We start from the raw sequence: 21994 nt of genomic DNA on the forward strand, positions 1-21994 counted from the left end.
GAAAAGCGGTATTTGGAGCGTCTAAAGAGCGTCTAGCGAACTCGTGGCGATTCAAAATTCAGAGAGACTGCTGCTGGCACGCCAAGATTTCAGAGAATGTGTAGCTCAGACCATGACGGCATTGAGCATTGCTCGGAATGCGATGCACCTTGAATCGCGGCGACCACTGTGGACACTCGTGATTCATAGTTTGGGAAAGATGAGAAACCGATGGATCATATTAGGGCTTTGGCTGGACGACATCGCTTATTCTGACAAGAGCGTTAAAATGACGGAACGATTTGGCTCCGAGGCCAGCTTGAGTTTAGCTTTCGGCACTTTGTGAGATATACACAATCAAACACCCATGACGCCAATAATTGACTTTGACGAGATCGACGATTGGGCACCCAAGCTTGCCACTGCGCTAAGCCAACATGTCCCAAGCTACGTGGGAACAAAACTGGCTTCGGCGGCACCACAATACCCTGATAATGCAATGGCATGCCTTTTCGATTTAAGCTCTCGATGCGCTGTTGTTGCTGCGACTCTGACCTGGATTCAGTCTTCAACTATTGCAAGCTATCATGGCTCTCGACTGACTACCACAGACGTGGAGTCGATTCGCTTAACTGGGTTGATCCCATTGAAAGCCGAAGCGCGTCGAAATCGGCTCGTGCGGGCGCTATCATCGCATGTCGACTGGCCGAACGTGGCAGACCAACTCGATTCAACCTTACGCAAGTATGGACAAAAGTCTGCTGCTGGTCGGCGACAGCATCAAGTACATCTCACACTTTCCAAGGCCGGCTTGAAAGAACGCTTTAATCATTACCTGACTTATGGGGCCGAGTTCGATCAGCACGTCGCATGCGCACTTCTTGGAAAGAGCGGAGTGGATCTGCTCGCGCGCGATGGTCGATCGACTTTGATCCGGATTGCCACCCCTGGAGTTCTAGCACTTAATGCGGCACATCCTCATTTCAGCGTCGATGAAATGCAAGCCCGAGACGAGATTCCTAATCTAGCCAGAGAGTTTCTTAAAGCGTGGAGCTATCGACTCGCGCATCCGGAATTTCAATCTCGGACCTTGACAGTTGACTGCGGAATGGTTTTCAACTCGATCGTACCCGCTGGTTGGATAGTTTCCATCGACTGAATCGCCGCCAATAGCTTTGACTTTCCAGGTCCATGGTTCTTGAAAGATGAAAAACCGATGAATCGTGTTGGGCATGGACACCCTGCCAGACTCTTGGTGCGCGATAGCTGCCTGATCAAACGACGAGATCGGTTCTGGCCTGTCTATCTCCCCTGCCCTGCAGAGACTGCTACCGCGCGCTAGCAAAAGCAGGCCTTCCCTAGCAATAACTGCCGGCGAAGGATGGCATATCCGATTGAGGCAGCAGCAGAGCGCCTGCATTCGAACGCGATAGCGGCACAGTTGCCTACGATAAACTAGCCCGTCAACTGCTTCGTGCGCTCGGCCAAATGGGGACTTTGCACACTGGTGGTGGAATTGCCATCACGGCCGGCGCGGCATGGCACCTGACGGCATCGCGCCCAAACGGAAGCTCGCCGTGGTCGCTTAACTTCTACTTTTAGAGCGCTCTAAAAATGGGGGGATTACCCTCGATCTGGAATCCATTCAACTCATGGTTGGGCATGGATTGGACCATATTTATTCCTATCTTGATGTTTTGAAGGAAAAGCTTCGTCAAGCTTTTGCTGATGTATTATGATAAGGCAAGATTGCATATTATTTATCTTCGCACTTGAAAGTTGTACGCCGACAACCCATATGCTCGGTTTAAATTGAGGGAAAATACGATGATCAAGGTACGAGTTGCATTGAAGCAAACCACCCAGGGTAGCGAGGAGCTCGTCCCTCCTCCAGAAGGGAGCCAATTTGAATTGGACCTGCAAACAGTGCCAAGGGTCGGCGATATTCTACATATCCATACAAGTTTTCTTCCACCATATTTTACGAGTGGAGGGACGGAGCCAGGCGACATCAAAATAAATCGTGACGAAGGCGCTGGAGAATTCAAGGATACCGTCCAGTTTTATATTACAACCAAATACAACGAACCGAACGATTCTGTAGTGCATATAGTTACTCAAACCAAACAAGTTGCAATTGTGCTCTGTACGGTGGACAGGTACCGCAAATTTAATTGGCGAGATACTAAAAAGTAGTCGAGTTACACCTGTAAAGTGAAACGCCCAGCAGCACCACACGGCCGCGCACGACGCGGCGTGGTGCATTGAGAAAGCCTGCGTGGTGCGGGACAGCGAGGATAATACGAGTATGAAGACTTTCAAAAATATTGAAGACGTAACTCTAGCTAAACGAGTAGCCGATATCCTAGACGGCACAACGCCGTTTGCGAATCAGGCGGATCGATTGGCAGCATTAGCGGTCGCAGCGTTCGAGTCGCACGGAGTTGAGTCTATGTATCAGTTGGTTATTCAAGAAAGGCTCTTGTCCTGGGATCTGACCGAGGACGAATCTTCTGCCGCCGTCAAAGCCGCGTTCGATGCTGGCACATTGACGGTACAAGACTCCGACCAGTCCGTTCGAAACAGGTTGGTCTGATCGAGGAAATCGTCCAGCACCACACTGGCCCGCCACGAGCGGACCTTCTGCATGAGGGCGCTGCATTGAGCAGTGTCCGTTAGAAAACCCGCCTAGTAGCGGCAAATACCAAATAACGCGGGAGCGCACCGTAACGGCCGGCAGCCGATTGAAGAGTGAGTATCGCATGAAATTTGTAACCCTTCAGGTGCAGGATTCACTCAAGGCACTGTATGACACGACCATCAACGCAGACTACATCAATTACGTGGAGGAGTCCTCTGACGGCCAGGCAGGCTGCTCGATCATCAGGATGGCGTTGCAGGGCGGTCCGAAAGGCGGTAAAACTACCATTGCCGTGATGGACGATATCTCCACGCTGAGGGGCAAACTCTCTCACCTGGTCGCCGCTGTGTACTACAGTACCATGCACGGCAAAGCCGGTGGCCCTATGCTGGTCAACGTGGCGCGCGTGATGCAAATTGAGGCCAAGGGCAAATTCTTCGCCATACGGTTCGTGGACGGCGACACGCTGGTGGTCACGGAATCACCCATCTAAACAGCAACTAGGCCGACAAGGAAAACATGAGAAACGCTACTAACACGATGCTTTGTTGGAATGTTGATACCGGAGCAATTGGTTTAGTGCCTTGGCCGGATTCGGCTGGTGCGTCCAACGTATACAACCGCAACGAACTTGCGTCTCGCGCCGATACAAGAAAAGCAAATTTTGAGACTCGCCAAGCTACTGTGCTTGCTCAGGCGATGGTGATTATCTTGTTAGACAAATTTGATCCTGCTGTCGTCCATGATGTGTTGTTAGACTTGGATGAATACCGTGCTGCAATGCCACCAGAGTTGCTCAACTCTTGATCCTCCAAGGTAAGCAGAAAAACGTATAAACCATTTATAGGGTAAATATGGCAACAAATATACAGGTCCGTGAAGAGGTGCAACTGAATGCGGTAGGTGATGAAGTCTCTGCGATTGTTGCGGTGATTCGACCAATACTGTACGGACTACTTCACGCCTTGAAGCAGGACGTGGTTGCGGAAGTGGGAACGCACGCTGATGTAAAGGTTTTTATGCTTCCGCGACTGTACCGCCCAGGTGACGGCGACTGTGGCATTTGCTTCGAATATGCTGTGCACGACGCCGTAAAGCGGGGCGATCCAGTCATCGTTGAAAAATTGAACGATGGGATGAAGCGCTTCAAAATGCCAGGCACGGAGATGGCGTCCATTCTGTTCGGAGCTGAGAAGTCTGGGGCAATCCAACTCCTAGAGACAGCACAAAATCTGTTGACCGACGATTCGCGCTTGCTGACTGGTATGCAAGCCCAACCCCCAAAACTTAAACGCTACATCAACACCTTGGCGGCGGCGTTTCGTCGGCCGTCGACCAGACTAGCCCTGCCCTACAGCATTAGTGGCCTCTGGAAAGCGGATTTGTTCTTAGGGATGAGTGATTCGGATAGATGGATTGGGACCACAGTAAAAATCAACCCTAAAAGCCTTGAAGGCGCGCAGGGCTTGCGCTTGGCAATCGTTCCGTCGCTTCAAGGTAAAAATGACAGAATTCAGATGGATGACGCCAAGAATTTAGTTATTTGCCCCCTACCTTATGATGGGGCTTTTATGGAATTATTTTACGTCGCTTGGGGAATCGTTCAGCAATTTATTGCGGCCGACGCCAAGGTGCCGAAAGAAGTTAGCTTACCAATTGCATCTCATCGGATGGTAGCTCGACTACTTGAGGATCGGAGGGAATTTCCTCTGATTGACGTGATTGAGTCCCTAAAACCGCTGGCGCAACCAGAGCTTCTGGATACCAAAGAAGAAGTGGTCGATACGACACTTATTAGTGTGCAGGGGGCCCAGGTGGACACTGTAATCGCGCCTGTTGGTCGGGTAGTTTAGTTCGAGGAAAAGAACTAAATCATGACTGAAGTCATTTTGCAAATATGGAAAGCGGCAAGCGGTCAATGGGCTGGCCGAATTCCCCTCGTCCCAGCCCTTGTCTAGAATGGCACGGTGCAGCCCCGACTTCTGGCGCACCTTCTCTCCCGGCTGGCCGCATCAACCAACTGATGAACCAGATCGGTGCCGCCCGGTGCCGCCCTCATCGCGACCAGGTGCTGCGTTGCTAGTCGATCTTGCAGCGGCGCGAGCAGATGGTCGATCAGGGCAACAGCGCCGGCGTGGCCGGCTGTTGACTATTACCCTGAGGCGGCTTCGGTGACTGTTGCGTCACCCATGCGGATCGACCGTGTTGCCGGATTAGATCGTGCAACGCGGTCGGCCGATCAGTTCCCAGTCATTCGCCGATCTGGCGAATGCATCGGGCGACAGAGAGCTACTTGCCAATTCGTACATCGTACAATTTTGGCTTCCAGCCCCACCCTAAAGGCCGGGGATTCCTACGGCGCGGCGCGATGAGTTGCGACACGCTTCGTTGACATCCTCCCTGCCTAAAGGACAGGGATTTCTACGGCGTGGCGCGATGAGATGCGACGCGCTTCGGCGGGTTCCTGCTTCTTCGAGCGGCCTGACTGCGCCATCTCTCCACAGGCTAGCAAGCGGTGCCCCCGCTCTAAAACATTTGCGGCTCCAACTACATCGGCGTGATTTGCGTAGCCGCAATTGACGCATAGGAATTTCGCCTGGGTCTGCCGATTGTCTTTTGATACGTGCCTGCAAGTCGGGCACGTCAGGCTAGTGTGGTGCGGTGGCACGGCAAGCAGCATGCCGCCACTCCATTCCATCTTGTAGTTGAGCTGCCGTCTAAACTCGCCCCACCCCTGGTCGAGAATGGCACGGTTCAGCGCGGCTTTCTGACGCACCCTCTTGCCCGGCTGTTCGACAGTGCCTTTGGCGGACCTGGACATATTCTGTACCTGCAAATCCTCAATGCAGACGAGCGCGTGGGTTTGGCAGATTGTCGTTGAGGATTTGTGCAAGAAGTCCTTCCGGGCATTGGCGATGCGGGTGTGAGTCTTCTGGACGCGCGCTTTCGCCTTATTCCAATTCCTGCTGAATTTGACCATGCGGCCCATGCGGCGCTGGTAGCGCGCCAAGCGCTGCTGGTGTCTCTTGAAGCTGTTCAGCGGCGCTATGAAGCTGCCGTCGCTTAGGGTGGCAAAGCGAGCGATGCCGACATCTATTCCAACTGCACTCGTAGCGATAGGAACCACCGGATCTACTTCGCGCCGGGTTTGTATTGAAATGAACCACTTACCATCAGCCTGGCTTATGGTTGCATTCACAGGTTCACCAACAATGTCCCGGCTCTTTCGGTACCGTAGCCACCCTAACTTGGGAAAACGCAGGCGGCTGTTGGTTTGTTCGATTCTAATTGCCCCTTTTGCTGCCACGCGGAAGGAAATTCTGTCGCCCTTGCACTTGAATCTTGGAAATTTTGCACGGCCAGCAAAGAAATTCGCGTAAGCTTTCTCTAAGTCCTTCAACACATATTGAAGTGCTGAACGAGGTGCGGCAGCAAGCCAAGGAGTTTCGCAACAGTTGCGCCATGCTGTCAGATATTTCGACATGTCCACATATCCGATGAACTTGTTGCCGGCTGCGTGATTTTCTTTTTGCAGAGCCAAGGCTTTGTTGAAGACGAACCGGCACGAACCAGCGAAGCGGCGCATGGCGCGCTCCTGTTCGCCGGTTGGTCTCAACTCGAACCTGTAGGCTTGATATCTTTCCATGATTCTTCAAGCTTACTCGTGTGAAGGCAGTATCGGCCACAAGAAAGCTAGCCAATTTGCGCCGTATTTTTGCTTGACATGGATTGCATACCGTACTGAATTGCACCTCCGCTCGCCCTCCTCTACCTGAGCTGAAACCTCTGCCTCGCGATGATGTCGTCAAGCGAAGAAATGAGCGAGGTTGAGATCAGGGCACCCATTTGGCCAAATCCGCCAGGATGTGGTCCAAAGTTGAATGCAGTCCCCTCCTTTTGAGCATCCACGAAGTCATCCACCGTACCGATGGCATCGATCAGGCCGATTTCCTTTGCCTCTAACCCGCTCCAGATTTCCCCGCTGGCGTAGTTGACGTCGTGCCTCAGGGCGCGGCCGCGCCGTTCCTCAAGTTCGCGCAAAAATGTCCGCCCTACCCTGTCCACCAAATCCTGCGCCTTGGCTTGCGCGTCCTGACTAGGCGGTGTGAACGGATTCAAGAATGCCTTCAGGTGACCGGATGCATATACCTGCTGCGAGATTTCCAGGCGGTCCAGCGCACGCGACAGTTGCCACGGCGCGATGATGGCGCCGATCGATCCTACCAGACTGTATTTTCCCGCGATGATCTTGTCGGCGTGCAAGGCAATCATGTAGGCAGCCGACGCGCCGACGTTGCTGATCGCCGCCACTACCGGTTTCGGGTGCTTTTTCCTGAAAGAGTGAATCGCGTTTCCGATACGCTCGGCCTCGACTGGCGCGCCACCGGGACTATCTATCGCCAGAACTATCTGCGTAACGTTGCTGGACTCAAACGCGCGCTTCAGGGCCGGCACGATCTTGTCTGCGGACGCGAGTGAGGTTGCAGCGATCTCGCCTTCGATGTGCACAATGCCTATGACCGGGCTGAAGGGACCTATTTTAAACTGCAACATTTGCATGAAAAAGTACAGGCCGAACAAGAGTGGCATGAGAACGAGCAACGACTTGAGCGTCAAGGTGAGGCGGCGAGCAAATTTTCGATCCCGTTCAAGCGCCAGGCGTTCTTCCCTGAATCCCGCGCGTTGTTCGCGTATCTCAGCCAACATTAGTAGTGCGAGATTGGTGGCCTGCAGTTCAGCTTGACTCTTATCGTCTTTGTTTTCCATGGCGTTTCCTTGGGGGGGCTAGGCGCGATAAGTTAGCGACAACTGCCCCCCCAACCCAGTACGACAGTTTCCCAGGTCATCTTGTCACCGCACGGTTTTTTTTCTTCTTCTCTCCGGTTTGGCTGTGCACTTCGCATCGGCGCACCTTCCTCGATCATGGCTTCCGTCGGTTTTGCTTTTTCCATTTCGGCTAATGCCGCAGTGGCTTCTTTGAGCTTTGAGATCGTGCAACGAAGAATGAAACCCTGGGGAAACTCTTGGGTTCCAGCTGGTTCGCGTTTTATTTCCGTAGCCGCGCAGACTTGGTTACCTACCTTCCTAAAATATCCATCATCGAAGGATGTGCCCATCTCTGAATGGAGCAGTAGTGTCTGCTTATTCTTGCATTCGTTCGTAATAAACTTCACCGCCAAACGAAAATATATTTCGGCTTCATCCCTGGTTCCCGCAGGCACAAATGGCTTAAGTCCTAGGCGATACGTAGTTAACGGTGCAAGATCGCAGACGCTGTCGTCTGTCTCGCGGTGTGCTAGCGACACCGCATGGCTCATTTGTAAATGTAGCCCTAAATAAAACACCAGAATTAATTGATATTTTTTCATTTTTTGATGCTCCCCATGAAATTTCCAATTCATGCCGCATGATAATTAAAAATTTTATCTATATATATTTCCTACCGCATCTTGAAAATATAAAAAATTCTATTACTATTGAGTATATTTAATTAATTTGTGAGGGAGTCATGAAAACGGCTAAACAGATGTTTTTTTGTGGACTTGCTGGGGCGATAATTGGTATATTGCTAAGCCGCGGCGAACCCTTACTATTAGCTGTTGCGGTTTCAATTATGGGGATTTTTACACTTCTATTTTTATATGGAATAATTTTTCTTGCTGTATTTGTTAACGATAAAATCCCCAAGGATGGCCAAGTTAATCTCTCACAAAAGGTCATTAATATGGATGACTATGAATATGGTGGAACTAAATATTTTAGCAATCCCGCCTATCGCATAGATGAAAATGGCGACCCTACTTCAGATCCCCAATGGCTCATACGAGAGCCGCAATAAAATTGTCATTTCTTGAAAATTCCTTTTATCTTTTTCAGACCTTTGGTGGCAATTTCTTTTATGCCTTCTGCAACGATGTCTGGATCCTCGGTAACTTGTTTATTCGCCTTACCGAACAACGATTTGTTCGATGACACGTTGCCAGACGGCGTCTCGACAATTCCACTGTCGTTTCTAAATTTTTGTCGCGCTTTATTTTTTTCCGCCTCGGCTTTTTCGTCTATTTTTTCTACATCTGACTGAACTTGCGTAGGTGTTTTTTTAATTCTAGCTTGCTCTTCTACCATCCAATCTTGTCCTTCTACCGGTAGAGTCGGTCCATCGTGGCTTTCCGTATTGTTTGCAGAATTATTTGACATTTTCGAATGGGTCCGTGATTTGTTAGCCTGATGCTGCTTATCGATGTCGGGATGCAGTGACGGATTTTCTTTCATGTCCCGATACGCCTCTCTTACTGATTCAAATGAGTTTGGAAGATTGCTGTTCGTGGTTGGCAATATGGGTGTGTTTGCAATGCTCCCAAGATATGAATCGATGATGATTTTGGCGGAGGCACTATTCTGGTTGTGTGACAAAAGTGACTCAAACAGTTGGATGTTTTTCGGATCCTTTGCCAGGTCCAGATTAAAAGATTCACCACGCGAATACGCTGCCGATACTGTAGTCGCATAGTTTATTTGTTCACGCAACGTCGCATCTGCACGCGCCGAAGTCGCAACCGTCTGTGTGATTCGGGATGCATTTTCGGTGGCTGTCCGTTGCTCAGAAGTAACGGAGTTCAATAGACTGGTATTCTTTCCAAGTGTCTCCGCCCAGTCCCGAAATTTGGAAACTTCGTCGTTACTGAGATAATTTTTGATCTCCGTTTCTTTTTTGTCTATGGAGGCGGCGTACTGTTTGCTGCCGCGACCTGATATTGCAAATTTACTACCCGGAATTACGCCGACTTGCGGTGTACCAATGTTAAGATCGGCCGCTACCCCAAAAGCTACACTTGCGACCTGTTGCTCGCTGGCCCCCACTGCTTTCCCAATTACGTCGGCAATTTGCTTAAGTTCTTGCGCACGCGCGCCAAATCCTTCAATACTATTTCTTGTGACACCTTTAGACCGATTCGTTGTAGCGCTAGTTCCGTCGACATGCAACAGGGCATTCGAGAAGGCGGCAGCTTTGTCCCTTGTTGCTGCGACAGCCTTCGACTCGGCTGCGGATACTTGTTGCGTGGCAGCTGCGACATGATTTTCCGTGACCTTCCCCTCCACTGTTCTGGATACTGGTCCTTCATTGGCCAGTGCTTTGCCAGCAGTGAGGCCGGACAACGCATTAGTAATATAGCTATTTCCTGAAAGATCGTTTTGCCGATTTCTGAAGAACGGTGACGAGCGGACAGGCGCTAAGGTCATCTGGTCCATGGCGACATTCCCCATGGATACGTTGCCCGTTGCCGCCGAATTGGTGGCACTGGTCACATTACTTTGCAACGGGCGCATGCCATCGACGAGCGCGGTGCCAAAGTTCTCCATGCGCTTGAGGGCAGCCCAGGCAATGAAAGGAATGCTGATGGTCATATAGCCGACGACGGCTTCGCCTGAAATGGCGCTGGAAAAAATGGTCGAGGAGGTGGTCAGCGACAAGGCGTTGACGCCGTTGCCTACGCTGGCCGCGGCGGCCAAGTCACGCATCGCATACATGGTCGCCATATAGTTCAGGATGGCATAGAGCGGCGGCCAAAGCTGGATCCAGATGAGCACAGACGCATAGTTCTTGAAGCCGGCCACGGTATCTTTGCCGTTGGTCAACATCAGGATGAGGATTAACAGCGGGAATATCGCGTACGCCACCGCTTCGACCACGTTGCGGATCACGGGCAGCGCTTGCTCCGCCACCTTGCCGTTGTTAATCCACGCGGCGTTCGTTTGGGCCACCGCTTGCGCGCGGCCGACGGCCAGCAGCATCGTAGCCGGATCGTTGATTTTTTGCCCGGCCATCAGACTGGTATCGTTCACAGCATTGATGAGAGCATTTTGCCGAATAATATTGGCTGCGGTGGCCGAGGCGTCGGCGATTTTTGCTTTCAGGTAGGCTTGCTGAATCTGGTCCGCGATCAGGGCCGAGGCTACCGTCCCAGGAAGCGTCGGATTCATGCGGAATGCCAGTGTGCCCTGGATGCGCTGAACTTCGGCCGGCATTTTCGCCGATAGCTTTGTATATGCCTGGGGACAGGTGAGCACTTCCGCGGTGCCGGCCGCATTCGTGATGCTGCTAAACCGGGCGGGATTCGGGTCGTTCATAAGGTCCCACACGTTGCCCGAGGTTGCAAATGCCTCCGGCGAAAGGTAGCCAGAGGCCAGATCAAACATGGTGCAATTGTGGATGAAATTGATGAGGTCAGTTCGGAAATACGGGCTTTGGAATACCACTTTGGAAGCCTCACGCACCATCCGGCTCCCAAACATCAGTCCGTTTTGCTGGTACGTGAGCTTGTCGGGCATGCCGGCCGCCCCCGGGATCACCTGCATGGCCGTTTCTTCGAGTTCCGTCAGACTATTGCCGACCGTACTGGTCAGCGAGGCGAGCACCGCCAGGCCGAACGGGACGTTGTCGACGAAGACTTCGGCCGAACCGCCCGTCTTGTCGACGATACCGACAGTGACCTTCGGCACCAGGAGTACCGACAAGACCAGGACCACCGAGGCGAGCCACTTCCAGCCCACCATCTTTTCCGGAGCAAGGGCATAACCCACCAGGGCGGCCACGAAGCCGCACACGGCGACGATGCCGAGGGCATTTCGGTAGGTGTTGGCGCCGACCATGGCGGCCACGGCATTCATCAGCCCGTACAAACTGTCCGAGTTCTGGTAAGCGAAAATTTCCCACATGACTATTTACCTCCTCCTTTTAATTCCCCACCTTTTTATCACCGCAGATAGGCGGCCTGGCGTCCCAGCAGATCGAGTACCTGCTGCGGCATATTGGCGCGCATTTGCCGTTCCAGCTGCTCCAGGTGATTGGACACCACCGTAATGGAGCCTACTTTCTGGTAGACGAGAGCCTTTTCACGGGAGAGCTGGGCCAGCATATCGCTGGTGCGCTGCCGGATAATTTTGGAGCGCTCATTCTGATCTTTATTTAGATTGAAATCTTTTTCCAAGGCATTCATGCCAAGGCGGAGATTTTTTTCCAGAAACATGTAGGCGTAATCCGCTGCAATCACATCCCGATACGTGGCAATTAGCTGCTCATTGGCTGTCGCAGAGGGAAACGATGCGCCGATCGATAGCATGCGATAGACAGGCTCACTGGTCTGGTTCACAAAACCGACCTCCGGCGACATGTTGGGGATCGGTGTGCGCGTCTCGATTTTGTAGGCGATCGAGCGCATCAGCTTTTCGACCTTGACCGTAAAAGGGGTATGGACGTATGCGGAATCAATGGTGACCTGGTCGCAGTTTGTATAGTTATTGCACCGCAACACTGTTTGGTTGACATTGCCGCCCCCGGCATCCGACTGGCCATAGAGCAGCTGGGAGATCGACGTGAAGGTCGGCGCGATCGGATTCGGGTCTCGTCCTTCCGAATAGAAAATGACGGTCCCGACCATGCTCATGATCATTTCCCGCTCCTTGTCGTCCAGGTAGTTACCGGCGAGCTTGAGCGATTCCCAGGTGAGGTTGCCGACGAACGGCGCCTTATTTTTAACCAGAGGATCGGAAGATTTTCGCGCGGTATCCAGAATGGAACCTTTGTCGGATTTGCAGCGGACGGCCGCGGCGGCATAGTCCGATTCGAGGCCCAGCGAGACGGCGATGTCCTCGCAGGCCTTGCTGGAGCTAAATCCGGTGGCCTCGGCGGCAGTCGACACGAGGGATTTGGCGGTGTTGCAGGAATTGATTTGGGCATTCGTCATCATGGACTCTAGGTTTTTGGTCCACTTGGTGATACCGCCGAGCAGAGGGGACACCGATTCGAGCGCGAGCTGAAACGCCACGCCAGGCAGCGCGGCCGTGATGTTTTTCAGCATGTTCTTGAATTCGGCCGCCGAAATGAAGGAGAACGAGCCGCCGAAAATATCGATGCCTCCGCAGCCGGCTTTGGCCGTCGGATAATCGATGGCCATGAGTTGGTAGGTCTTGTTTGGCGCGCGCAGCATCAGGCCGCCGCCGCTGAAGGTGTTATAGACCTGCCCGCGGAAGGCGCCCGGCGCCGTGTAGTTGCCTATGGCGCCGAGGTCGTTGAACATTTTGTTGACCTCGCTATTCAGATCGCCAGCGAAGATCGGATGGGCGTATAGCGCGCTGGTGGACAGGGACAGCGCGATGATCAGTTTGCGTATTGGCATGATGAATCCTCCTTAACGAGATGAAAGTGTTTTTCCGAAAGGTGTTTCGACGGTCTCAACGGCGCGCGGCCGCAGGGCGTCGATCCGTTCAACCAGCTGCCGTTCCGACAGGACACCGATGCCGACCGGCATGATCTTGCCGCTGATGGGCTGAGCCAGGAACAACGCCGGCACTCGCTTGACGTTGAGCGTGGCGGCAGAGCCGTTGTCGGTGCGCGCATCAGCGAAGCCTGGAACCTTGCCGCCGTCCAGGCTGACCGGCAGCACCTGGATGCGGTATTTTGTGGAAAACGCCCGCAACACCGGCCCGAAGGCATGGCAGTACGGGCAATCGCCGCGGAAGAAGAACATCAGGATGTGGTCGGTTCCGATGTTGGCGAGGGCGGATGACCGCTCCTGCATCTGCACCTGTTCAAATACTTCCAGCGCCTGGGCATTTACGGGCCGGCCCTGCGTGGTGGGGTCCAGGTCCGGATTGGCCCATGCCACTTTCTGCGACACGTCGGCGAACAGCGAAGCATTTCTGACGACCTTCGATTCGAGCTCCATGTAGCGGCGCACATTGGTGACAGTCGGATTCATGACGGCGACGGCCTTGAGCTGTTCCAGCTGCACCTGCAGCTCACGCAGCGCCTTCACTTCAGGCGGTGGCTGCGGCGCGGCGGGCTTGGGCTTTGGCGGCGCGACTTGCGCAGGCGGTATTACTTCCTTCTGCGGTTCGTGCATTGCCGGGTCGTCATAGAAATGCCAGCCGCGCCGCACATCGGCCTGCGCGCCAGAAGCGTGGCTTATTGCAGGGACACTGGCGGGAACCTGGGCGTGTACTGCTCCACATGCGAGCAGCACTGCCAGACAATAGGGGTACTTTCTCATGGCGTTTTCTCCAGGCGCAGATTGGCGGGCGGCTGGCCATTGCGGCAATAATTGATGCCGATATCGATCGTTTGCTTGTTTGGTGCCTGCCCTGCTGCGAGCCTGACGCCTTCCTGCCAAAAGCGGACGTTGAGCCGGCGGCAGCCGTCCTGAGCGTAGCGTGCCAGTGTCGTGACATCCATGAAGAGCGCAGAGGTGGCAGAGAAGCGCTGGGTGATCGCGTCCGCCAGTTCTCCCGTCAACATGCCGGCTGCGCGGCCGTCGGGTGCATCGATGGCCGCGAGCATAAGTGCTTTTGGATCGTTCACCGCCACGCGTGGTGTGGCTTCCGAGGCCGCACTGGTTGCGGCGCAGAGCATGGCGGCGCAGAGGGCAAGCGAAACCCTGCGCGTAGTGGTTCGATTCAGCATTTCCCTCTCCCCATATAACAGCTTGGCGCGCCTTGGGCGGCAGCGTTCCTCAGTGCCGCCACGTTGGGCAGCGTCGGCACGATCGAGGCATAGAACTCGGCCAGATCCAGTTTTGCGAAGTCGATGCTTTCCAGTTGCGCCACGCTAAAGCCGGAACAGGCAGGATTTTTCGGCGCGCCCCACCCTATGCCGAGTTGCGCCCTCCCCTGTTCGTTGATCATCCTGGCCAGGCGCGAGTTAAAACAGCATTTAGAGGTCGTGTGCTCAATGCACGACACGCATTTGCCAAATACCCGGATGCAGGAGCTGCACCAAGTGCCGATGGTGTGGCATAGCTGGGCGCCCTCCTTCATCGCCAGCTTGCCCTCGCCGGCGTTGCAGGACATCATCGACACCGCGATGTACATCACCGCAGTCATCGCCAGGCTCCAGGGATTGAACGCGATCGCCAGGTGTTCGGTAGTCGCCAGCGTGACCGATCCCGCCGGCAGCGCCGTGCCATTGACGGCCACCGTCACACCAAACGTCGTATAACTGCCGCTGAAACCGCCACTGGTCAGCAGTGCCTTGGCGCCTTGCGTGATGAACTCGCGGTTGCCACTGTTCATCAAGATGTCGAATACCAGGCGCGAGCCGATGCCAAACAGGGACTGGTTAGTAAAGTGGGCCCCGGCGCCGTCCGTATAGCAGCAATTCTTCAGCAAGCGGTTGCGGCACGTATTACCCTCGCCGTTGAACAAGGTCATGGTCTTCGGATCGAGATAGACGCCGGCCTCGCGCACGGCCTCCATATAGGTCATCGCCTGGGCAAAATCGACGTCATTCGTATAGCCGGTACTGAAGCATTGCGTACCGAGACAGAACGTTTTTGGCGCACAAGTAGCGCCAGCGGGGCAGCCGGTGGTGTACGCGGCCAGCGCCGTCTCGGCACTCAATGGATCGCGGGCGATGGCTTGCGCGGCGGCGATAGCCGGATCGGTGGCCAGCACGGGCGGGCGCGGCGTGTTGGCCGAGTTCAGGGCACCCACTTGCGCCGCGCAGGCCGGGTCGCCGGGTGTCAGGGCGCAGGCCGCCAGATGTGCATTGGCATCGCTTTTGAGGTTGCTCTTGCCGTGGTAGACGGTTTCGGGTGGCGTCAGCGTATAGCCGGGCACGTGGGCAGCGGCGCTCTGGGTGGTGACGCTGGCCCGGGCCGCCTGGTTGGCAGCCGTGGCGCCGGCCAGATCCTCGTCGACTTGCGCCAGGACAATGGCAGGCTGCACGCTGCTCAAGCAGCAGGCGGTCGTCAGGGCGATCAGGCGGCGCATGGCTATTTTCCCATCTTGTCCAGAAAGCGGCCGGCGCTGCCGGCGAAGCGCGGTGCGCGCTGCTGGATAGTTTTGAGCGCGTACTCAAGCGAGACGTCGCCGGCGACGCGAACATAAGCATCCGGTGCGAAACAACTCCCTGCCCCGCAGGCCTGGGCGGGTGCACCGGCACGCAGCAAAACGAAGGTCGGTGCCTGGCGTACGGCAAAGCGCTCAAATGCCTGCGGATCGATTTGCCATGCCACCTTGCGCTCGCCCATGATCTTTTGGGCATGCGCCACGGTTTTGACCAGTGATCCGTCGTCCAGGCCCCGTAGCACCAGGGTCGCCTGCAGCTGCGCCGCTTGCATCGCCAGCTTATTCAGCGCGGCTTCCGGCATAGCAAAGGTCACAAAGACCAGTAGCCGGTCGCCATTCAACGCGGCAAGCGCGTTTGGGTTGTGTGCCGCTTCGTAGCCTTTGGCAATGGCGCCCAGATCGACGGGTGGCGTTGGGCGAGGCTGGGGCAAGGCGTCGATCCGCATCCGTGACGTAGTGGGTGGTTGCCCTGGCGACGGGTCTTGCGGCATGGGATTGGCCCTTACCGCGCGGACGATATCCGCGTCAGTGATCACGGGTTGTAGCTTCTTGGCGCGTTCAATATCTGCGTCGGAAATGTGCGGCATCGCTTGTGCCGCCACTGCCTGGGCAAAGAACAATGCACCCAGCCCTGCCATGGCACGCAGCGCATCAGGCTTGGCGCCCGCAGGGGGCACTTGGATCGGATTAGTAGCCAACACAGCAGTTCCTTTTTCGAAATAACATAAATGCAAAATCTTCGCCCTTGACCGGGTATTCCTTGCCCGCTCCCCAGGCGATGGTAGTGCGTCCAAAAGGCTGGCAGCATTTGCCCAGTTCCTTGTCGGTGGCCGGGATGGGATATGTCAGCTGGGATTTGTAGGCCGTCTTGTCCATTTCCGGCAGGAAGTACGGACCGCACAACCCTTTCTGGCCATGCATGCCCCACGTCAGCAGCTCGCGGTGCATCTTGGCGGTGATGCGCTGCATCATCAATTCGGCGGTGCGCACCCCGCCTACGTGGTAGGCCGCGTGGCCATCGAGCGGGAAAAGACCGCCCTGGCAGCCGGCACACCAGAACAATTCGCGGCGGCCAAATCCCGCCGTGGCGGCAACGCAGTCGGCAGCGCAGGCGGCGACGGCACCGGGATTGGCAAAGAGAACCGTTTCCGGATTGATAATGAGCGTGAGTTCGTCGTCGCCCCATAGGGGGTCGACCTCGGTCATGTAGGCGATATCGAAAGAGCCGGCCTCCAGGCAGGGGAAGTCGGCGACCGCCTTGAGCCAGTACATGACCGGATTCACATAAAAATGCGCCTGGTAGAAGGCATCCTGGGCGCCGCCAGCGTCCGTGGCCCGGGCGGCTTCCGGCGCGGCAATGCCAGGATTGAGGTCGACGCCACCGAGGGACACCAGGCAGAACGGTTTGCGCACCACTTCCACCTGGCGCACGGGTTCCCAAAAGCCAATGGACAGGCCGATCACCGGATTGACTTTGCACGTGCAGATCGGACTGGATGGATTGGCGGTGTCTTCCTGGCCGCCCAGGTTGCCCAAAGTGACACTGCCCAGGGAAATCGGCAGGATGCATGACCAGCAGATATCCGTGATCGGGTTCGGAAAGGCGCCAGTGCAGGTACCGACCGGCGCCGCCTGGGCATGGCCTGCCCCGATGAGGAGCAGGATCAAACCGATGGTGTGTTTTAGTAGGCTCATCTAACCACCACAATTTCGTCAATGCGCAGGCGCATGCCTTCCTGGTAGACCAAGGCCGGGACATGCTGGATGCCAAAGCGCCCTACTAATCTGCCCTGCTGATCGAAGTAGATCCGCGTTTTCCACTGTTTCATCAGCTCCAGATACGAACCGCCGACGAGTACCGGCTTGATCCGCGCGCCATCGCGCTGGAGCAGGCTGCGCGCCATCCTTGCCTGTGCAGGATCGCGCGCGTCAAAAAACAGCAGTTTTTTCGACATGGACGTGATCGCCAGCGGATTAGTACGGGTGCCTGCGGGGAACAGGACGTGACCTTGTGCGTCGAGGATGTTCTTGTCGAGCACATAGGTGGGGTCAAAATAAATGGTTCGTGGTGCCTTCGCCGGCGTCAAACCTGCCACCGGTGCCGGGTTGGCCACGGCCGCCCTGCCTTTGGCGATCGCCTGCTCCTGCAGTGCGTGAAGCTGGCCGCTCTTTTCCAGCGCGCGCAGGCGGTGGGCGATCATGTCGAGCAGGTTTTGCTCGGCAATCGGATACGTCGGCCCGATCGCGGCCAGCTCCTCGGCCTCTGCCAATGCTCCCATGAGGCCACTGGCCAGCAACAGGACGGAGAAGATCCGCATGGTCAGCTCACCGCATGGCAGGCAGGGGAAGCGTAGTGTCGGAGGTGTCGGCTCCAGTAATGCAATCATTTTCTCCTCGCGTCAGAAGATCGGAATGACGACGCCCAGGACCGCGTCGGCGCGTACCAGGCCATTGATGCTGTAGCGTGAATCGAAGCTGTCCGGGCTGGTGCCTTGCACATAAAAATACGATGGCGGAATCACCATCTCGGCGATGGGATCGAGCCGGAGATGTTTGACGTTGGTATGGGTCTTGGCAAAACCGACTTCCTCACCATTGACGAACACGTGGCGATCCCGGACGGTCACTTTGTCGCCGGCCACGCCGCGCACGATCTTGAAGAACGGCTGGTGGTACAGGCCGGGGAAGATGCGCTGCGCCGGCCCTTCGAAGGCATACACCACGAAGTCGCCGCGGCGGATGCCGTGGGCACGGTAGTTGACCACCGCGACCGTGTAGGGCAAGCTGGGTGTCACGTTAAACAGAATAGGCAAGCGCGGTGTGGCATCGATAAACAGACGCACATAGGCGAGTGTCCAGATCATGACCAGCACCAGGTACAGATACCAGCGTCTGCGCACATGCTGAAAGAAATCGCGGGTCACAGTTTCACCTTTTTTCTGAGCAATGGAGTGAGATCAATCAGCGTCGCGCGGCTGCCGATCACCGCCGTTTTGTCGACCACCAGGCATGTGCACTCCTCCGGCAATTCCGCCAACGCAGCAGCAAAGCTGGTGACAAATTTTTCAGCGTCCGATATCGCCTGCCGCCGTTCTATGTCAGTATGGCTGCTCGTCATCGCTTTGAGGTACTGTTCCTGTTTTGCATTGAAGACGTTCGCCGCGTCGACGACACCGATGACCAGCATCGGCCGCAGCACCAGCCGGTCATATGCCGCAATGCCGATCGCCACGAAGCAGGCTGATACGAGGATATTGATCAGCATGATCCTCATTGGAGTCCCCTGTCGGCCAGTACCCGGGCGATGGCCTCGTCGATGGAGTAGCCTTGGGCACGCAAGGCATCAATCGGCTTGTTATCGGCGAGTTTGTTCGAGAACAGCAGCTGCGTGGCTGGATCAATGACCAGGCGTACGACGCCTTCGCCGATGGGCGACGAGACATACATCTCCGCAAAGGCGCCGGCCTCGGTGCGCAGCGAATTGAGCAGCCGCTTTTTGGACGCATCCATGACGATGCGCTTGTTACTTTCCAGGATTTCAATCGACTCCGGTTTTTGCCGCAGCAGGAAAACCCAGTCGGAGCAGTTGAAAGCGGCCGTCATTTGCACCGAACCGTAATAGTCATCGGCACCCTGCGTCGCGGTGCCCAGTGCACCGCCATACTTGCGCGCACGCCGGGCTGCTTCTTCCACCACGGCGGCCTTGACCGGGTCGTCTGCACCGATCTCTCCAAGCTGTTGCTTGAGTTCATCAATGATTAGGAGCTTCTTGCGATCGCGGTTCAGGTACATCTCGCCGGTGATCTGGTACATCAGCAGGATATTGACGACGGCGTGCAGATCTGGCTTGCGTTTGAGTTCTTCGTTTTCGATCACGACGAGGTCATTCGAGAAGTCGACGTTATTCTTGCCCTCGAAGAATCGTTCGTACTGCCCGTCCTTCGAGTATGGATTGAGCATGATGGCAAGATCGCGGATGCGGTCATCGCCTTTGATTTCGAGTTCCGCAATATTGCCGGTCTTAAATTCGTCGCGCAAAGCGGTGATCGTCAGATCATTGCCGTATGATTTCCATAGCTTCAGTAGGACCGTTGAAATCGCCTTGTATTGCACTTCTTGCAATTGCTGACTCATGGAACACATCTTCGCCAGGGCGGGCAACAGCATATCGATGTCTTCGTGAATATCATTTACCGCTGTAAACGGGTTCAAAATGATCTTCGAGCGGGGGCTGAACTCGACATGCGTGCCATTGGCTTTCTTACACAGCTTCTCGAATGAGCGCCCGAGATCAAGCAGGCGCACTTGCGCACCGCCGGATCGGTATGACCAGGCTATCTCGTTGAGGGTGACGGACTTGCCGGAACCTGGAGCGCCGACGACGGCAAAATTGTAGTTGCCCAGGTCGTTGTCATACAGGTCCAGCGTCACGAGCTGGCCGCGGCGGCCAGCGAAGATGAGTGTTGGCGTGTCGGTTCCTCGCCATTCCGCCAGCAAGGGCGCGAGATGGATGGCGTTCGCCATGGATTTGCGCGTCACCCGCTTCATCTTCTTCATATCATTGTGGAATGCGGGCGTCAGGGTCATGGGCAAGCTCGCCAGCAGCGCCTGGCGGTGCATGTACACATCGGCATTGAGTTCAAAGCCGCTGGCACGCCAGATGGCTTTGGCCGCTTCTGCCGCCGCTGTCGCCTCGGCGGGCGGCGAGAAAATGGCCAGCTGGTGATACATCGAGACGAGGTTGCCGCCGACATCCATGGCGTTGGCGACGGCATTCCAGTCTTCCTGTTTCTTCTGAACGTCCGGCATAATGGCCGCCATCTTGCTGCCAGCGTTCTGTGTCGCGCGGATGTGGTTCGCCGTAATCAATGTCCGCGTCGTGTTCGTATCGAGGATGTGCACGCCCATGGTGAGCAGGAACGGCGCACGGTACTGCAGTGCCGGTTGCATGGCGTGGCCGATGAGCGCCCCCATCTGCCAGAGGGGGAAACGTTCAGGAAACGATTTAATGGAGAAGAAGCGGGTTTCCACGTGCTGCGGCTTGCCTGGCTTCGAAAACCGGATGCCTTCGTTGGTCGGCTCCTGGACGGTATCGAAGTCCACAATCTGATCCCGCAATTCCCTACCCTCATCGTAGTGAATCCATGGGGTGAAACCGTCTGCGAGCCGGTGCGGATTGGTGAACAGTGCGCACCAGTTGATTAAGTCGGCCGCTTCGCATACGTTGCTGGGTAAAGAAGCGGCGTCAAGGGTACTTGCCATCGAGTCACGCAAACTGATGGCCGCTTCGCGCTTGCCGATATCATCGGCGCGTCCATCCATCGTGACGCTCATCATCAACCGAAAGTCGCGCAGCGTAAAATGAAATCCCTTGGTCAGGGATTTCTGGCTCCCGGCCAGCAGATGTTGCACGCGCTGGCGTGCCAGCTGGCGGTACAGGTTGCTGTTCCTCGCCGGCCGGCCCCACTGTTGCGAGTTCTCATATTGATCCTCGTCTTCCATTCGCATGTTGGCATATTGGATCAGCGGGGCGCGGATATCCGGCGAGCCAAACAGGTGAAATTGCACACCCGTGTTGGCGGGACAATTGGTATACAGGCTTTGCAGCACTTCCACCATGCGCTCATCGGCGCCGGCCTGGGGCATGAGTTCGAGCATGAAACCGAGCCGGTGATGGCGATTGATGAACAGCTGCTCGCTGTCCACATAGGGACCGTACGGTAGCCAGCTGGCAAACTGATCCTTGGAAAACTCCTCGCCTATGCGTAATCCAAACAGATCCCAGATGCCAGCGCCGATCCCTTCGCCAGCTTTTTCGGGAGTAAAAAACTTGAGCATATTTGTCCTCTCTGCATTCAACTCCGCTATGGGTTTGTTGCCGGCGCTTGAGACGGCGCGCCTTCTGGAACCGTCGTGACGGCCCCGATTGGCGGATCGGTAGGCGCTCCCGCTGGCGGCGAAGTTGGCCGTGTTTCGGCGCCGGAGTTGGCCTGTCCGGAGGGAGACGCTGTACTCGGGGATGACATCTGCTGAGGTGTGGGCGGTTTCAAGGGAGCATAGGCATCACGGATCTGCCGCTGCGCATGAGCGATCTGCCACCGGCCTGGGTCTGTCTGCAGGTAGACAAAGGACTGATCGTGGAGATCATGGTCGCTGTCTTCCCACGGTTTGATCCAGAGCCGCATGACGCGCGGCGGGGAGCGCAGCGCGGTTGGCTCGAATGCAGGCTGTCCCTGCATGGAACTGCCGCTGGAGGCAGCTTTGGCCATGGTGTACATGCTGCGCGGGACTGCACGCGGCGTTCCTTTTGTGGGAGCCCCTTTGGCCGCCGCGCCGCCGCCCGATGGCAACGAGTTGTAGTAATTGCCGGATACGGAGTTGCACTGCACGCCTTCCGGCGCCTTGCAGGCATATTCCGACTTGCCGCCCAGGCCCGTCATGTCACCGCACCCGGCAAGAAGCATCAGGCAAACCGCTGTGGCGGACAGGTTTTTGACGCGGAACGAATTCGATGGAATCAGCTGCATG

General features: G+C 55.7%; 22 protein-coding genes. 7 read left to right on the forward strand and 15 right to left on the reverse strand.

What is annotated here, in order from left to right:
• Positions 1 to 346: 346 nt before the first annotated feature.
• From ACQ4WY_RS25690 to ACQ4WY_RS25715, 6 genes are all read left to right on the forward strand, one after another.
• Positions 347 to 1138: a hypothetical protein gene (locus ACQ4WY_RS25690; RefSeq protein WP_436506514.1), complete on the forward strand. Its 792-nt coding sequence runs from the start codon at positions 347 to 349 to the stop codon at positions 1136 to 1138.
• Between the two features lie 668 nt (positions 1139 to 1806).
• The gene (locus ACQ4WY_RS25695; RefSeq protein ID WP_436506515.1) at positions 1807 to 2175 is read left to right on the forward strand and encodes a hypothetical protein; all 369 of its coding nucleotides are present in this window, start codon (positions 1807 to 1809) and stop codon (positions 2173 to 2175) included.
• Between the two features lie 112 nt (positions 2176 to 2287).
• Complete coding sequence (locus tag ACQ4WY_RS25700) at positions 2288 to 2575, forward strand: hypothetical protein (RefSeq protein ID WP_436506516.1); 288 nt, start codon at positions 2288 to 2290, stop codon at positions 2573 to 2575.
• A 166-nt stretch (positions 2576 to 2741) separates the two neighbouring features.
• Positions 2742 to 3113 carry a hypothetical protein gene (locus ACQ4WY_RS25705; protein WP_436506517.1) on the forward strand — a complete coding sequence of 124 codons (372 nt, stop codon included), beginning with the start codon at positions 2742 to 2744 and terminating at the stop codon, positions 3111 to 3113.
• Between the two features lie 26 nt (positions 3114 to 3139).
• Complete coding sequence (locus tag ACQ4WY_RS25710; RefSeq protein WP_436506518.1) at positions 3140 to 3427, forward strand: hypothetical protein; 288 nt, start codon at positions 3140 to 3142, stop codon at positions 3425 to 3427.
• Between the two features lie 47 nt (positions 3428 to 3474).
• The gene (locus tag ACQ4WY_RS25715; protein ID WP_436506519.1) at positions 3475 to 4473 is read left to right on the forward strand and encodes a hypothetical protein; all 999 of its coding nucleotides are present in this window, start codon (positions 3475 to 3477) and stop codon (positions 4471 to 4473) included.
• Positions 4474 to 5024: 551 nt separating this feature from the next.
• Here the strand turns inward: ACQ4WY_RS25715 and ACQ4WY_RS25720 are convergent.
• From ACQ4WY_RS25720 to ACQ4WY_RS25730, 3 genes are all read right to left on the reverse strand, one after another.
• Positions 5025 to 6266, reverse strand: a complete 1242-nt coding sequence (locus ACQ4WY_RS25720; protein ID WP_436506520.1) for an RNA-guided endonuclease InsQ/TnpB family protein — start codon at positions 6264 to 6266, stop codon at positions 5025 to 5027.
• A 122-nt stretch (positions 6267 to 6388) separates the two neighbouring features.
• Positions 6389 to 7387, reverse strand: coding sequence for a S49 family peptidase (locus tag ACQ4WY_RS25725; protein WP_436506521.1), 999 nt, complete (start codon positions 7385 to 7387; stop codon positions 6389 to 6391).
• Between the two features lie 32 nt (positions 7388 to 7419).
• Positions 7420 to 7989, reverse strand: a complete 570-nt coding sequence (locus ACQ4WY_RS25730) for a hypothetical protein (RefSeq protein WP_436506522.1) — start codon at positions 7987 to 7989, stop codon at positions 7420 to 7422.
• A 140-nt stretch (positions 7990 to 8129) separates the two neighbouring features.
• On the opposite strand from ACQ4WY_RS25730, the gene ACQ4WY_RS25735 reads away from it, so the two are divergent.
• Positions 8130 to 8459 (forward strand): hypothetical protein, encoded by a 330-nt coding sequence (locus ACQ4WY_RS25735; RefSeq protein ID WP_436506523.1) that lies wholly within the window; start codon positions 8130 to 8132, stop codon positions 8457 to 8459.
• A 5-nt stretch (positions 8460 to 8464) separates the two neighbouring features.
• On the opposite strand, the gene ACQ4WY_RS25740 is transcribed toward ACQ4WY_RS25735, so the two are convergent.
• Genes ACQ4WY_RS25740 through ACQ4WY_RS25795 form a run of 12 tightly spaced genes read right to left on the reverse strand, consistent with a single transcriptional unit; the run spans position 8465 to position 21993 of the window.
• Positions 8465 to 11338 (reverse strand): conjugal transfer protein TraG N-terminal domain-containing protein, encoded by a 2874-nt coding sequence (locus tag ACQ4WY_RS25740; protein WP_436506524.1) that lies wholly within the window; start codon positions 11336 to 11338, stop codon positions 8465 to 8467.
• A gap of 38 nt (positions 11339 to 11376) precedes the next feature.
• Positions 11377 to 12798 carry a conjugal transfer protein TraH gene (locus ACQ4WY_RS25745; protein WP_436506525.1) on the reverse strand — a complete coding sequence of 474 codons (1422 nt, stop codon included), beginning with the start codon at positions 12796 to 12798 and terminating at the stop codon, positions 11377 to 11379.
• A 12-nt stretch (positions 12799 to 12810) separates the two neighbouring features.
• Positions 12811 to 13671: a conjugal transfer protein TraF gene (gene traF, locus ACQ4WY_RS25750; RefSeq protein ID WP_436506526.1), complete on the reverse strand. Its 861-nt coding sequence runs from the start codon at positions 13669 to 13671 to the stop codon at positions 12811 to 12813.
• A complete protein-coding gene (locus tag ACQ4WY_RS25755; RefSeq protein ID WP_436506527.1) occupies positions 13668 to 14081 on the reverse strand; it encodes a hypothetical protein in 414 nt (137 codons plus the stop codon). The genes traF (ACQ4WY_RS25750) and ACQ4WY_RS25755 overlap by 4 nt, the downstream gene beginning before the upstream one ends.
• Positions 14075 to 15388: a conjugal transfer protein TraN gene (gene traN / locus ACQ4WY_RS25760; protein WP_436506528.1), complete on the reverse strand. Its 1314-nt coding sequence runs from the start codon at positions 15386 to 15388 to the stop codon at positions 14075 to 14077. Before traN ends, ACQ4WY_RS25755 begins: the two co-directional genes overlap by 7 nt.
• A 2-nt stretch (positions 15389 to 15390) precedes the next feature.
• Positions 15391 to 16164: a type-F conjugative transfer system pilin assembly protein TrbC gene (trbC, locus tag ACQ4WY_RS25765; RefSeq protein WP_436506529.1), complete on the reverse strand. Its 774-nt coding sequence runs from the start codon at positions 16162 to 16164 to the stop codon at positions 15391 to 15393.
• Positions 16154 to 17161: a conjugal transfer pilus assembly protein TraU gene (gene traU / locus ACQ4WY_RS25770; RefSeq protein WP_436506530.1), complete on the reverse strand. Its 1008-nt coding sequence runs from the start codon at positions 17159 to 17161 to the stop codon at positions 16154 to 16156. The genes trbC and traU overlap by 11 nt, the downstream gene beginning before the upstream one ends.
• Positions 17158 to 17853 carry a type-F conjugative transfer system protein TraW gene (traW, locus tag ACQ4WY_RS25775; RefSeq protein ID WP_436506531.1) on the reverse strand — a complete coding sequence of 232 codons (696 nt, stop codon included), beginning with the start codon at positions 17851 to 17853 and terminating at the stop codon, positions 17158 to 17160. The genes traU and traW overlap by 4 nt, the downstream gene beginning before the upstream one ends.
• A 12-nt stretch (positions 17854 to 17865) precedes the next feature.
• Positions 17866 to 18390 carry a conjugative transfer signal peptidase TraF gene (gene traF / locus ACQ4WY_RS25780; protein ID WP_436506532.1) on the reverse strand — a complete coding sequence of 175 codons (525 nt, stop codon included), beginning with the start codon at positions 18388 to 18390 and terminating at the stop codon, positions 17866 to 17868.
• On the reverse strand, positions 18387 to 18731 hold the full coding sequence (locus ACQ4WY_RS25785; RefSeq protein ID WP_436506533.1) for a hypothetical protein: 345 nt from the start codon (positions 18729 to 18731) through the stop codon (positions 18387 to 18389). The genes traF (ACQ4WY_RS25780) and ACQ4WY_RS25785 overlap by 4 nt, the downstream gene beginning before the upstream one ends.
• 5 nt (positions 18732 to 18736) lie before the next feature.
• Entirely contained in the window at positions 18737 to 21304 is a 2568-nt protein-coding gene (gene traC / locus ACQ4WY_RS25790) for a type IV secretion system protein TraC (protein WP_436506534.1), read from the reverse strand.
• Positions 21305 to 21330: 26 nt separating this feature from the next.
• Complete coding sequence (locus ACQ4WY_RS25795) at positions 21331 to 21993, reverse strand: TraV family lipoprotein (protein ID WP_436506535.1); 663 nt, start codon at positions 21991 to 21993, stop codon at positions 21331 to 21333.
• Position 21994 lies beyond the last annotated feature (1 nt).

Origin of the sequence: Janthinobacterium salmonicoloratum (assembly GCF_051380845.1) — a bacterium.
Lineage (GTDB): Bacteria > Pseudomonadota > Gammaproteobacteria > Burkholderiales > Burkholderiaceae_D > Janthinobacterium > Janthinobacterium lividum_F.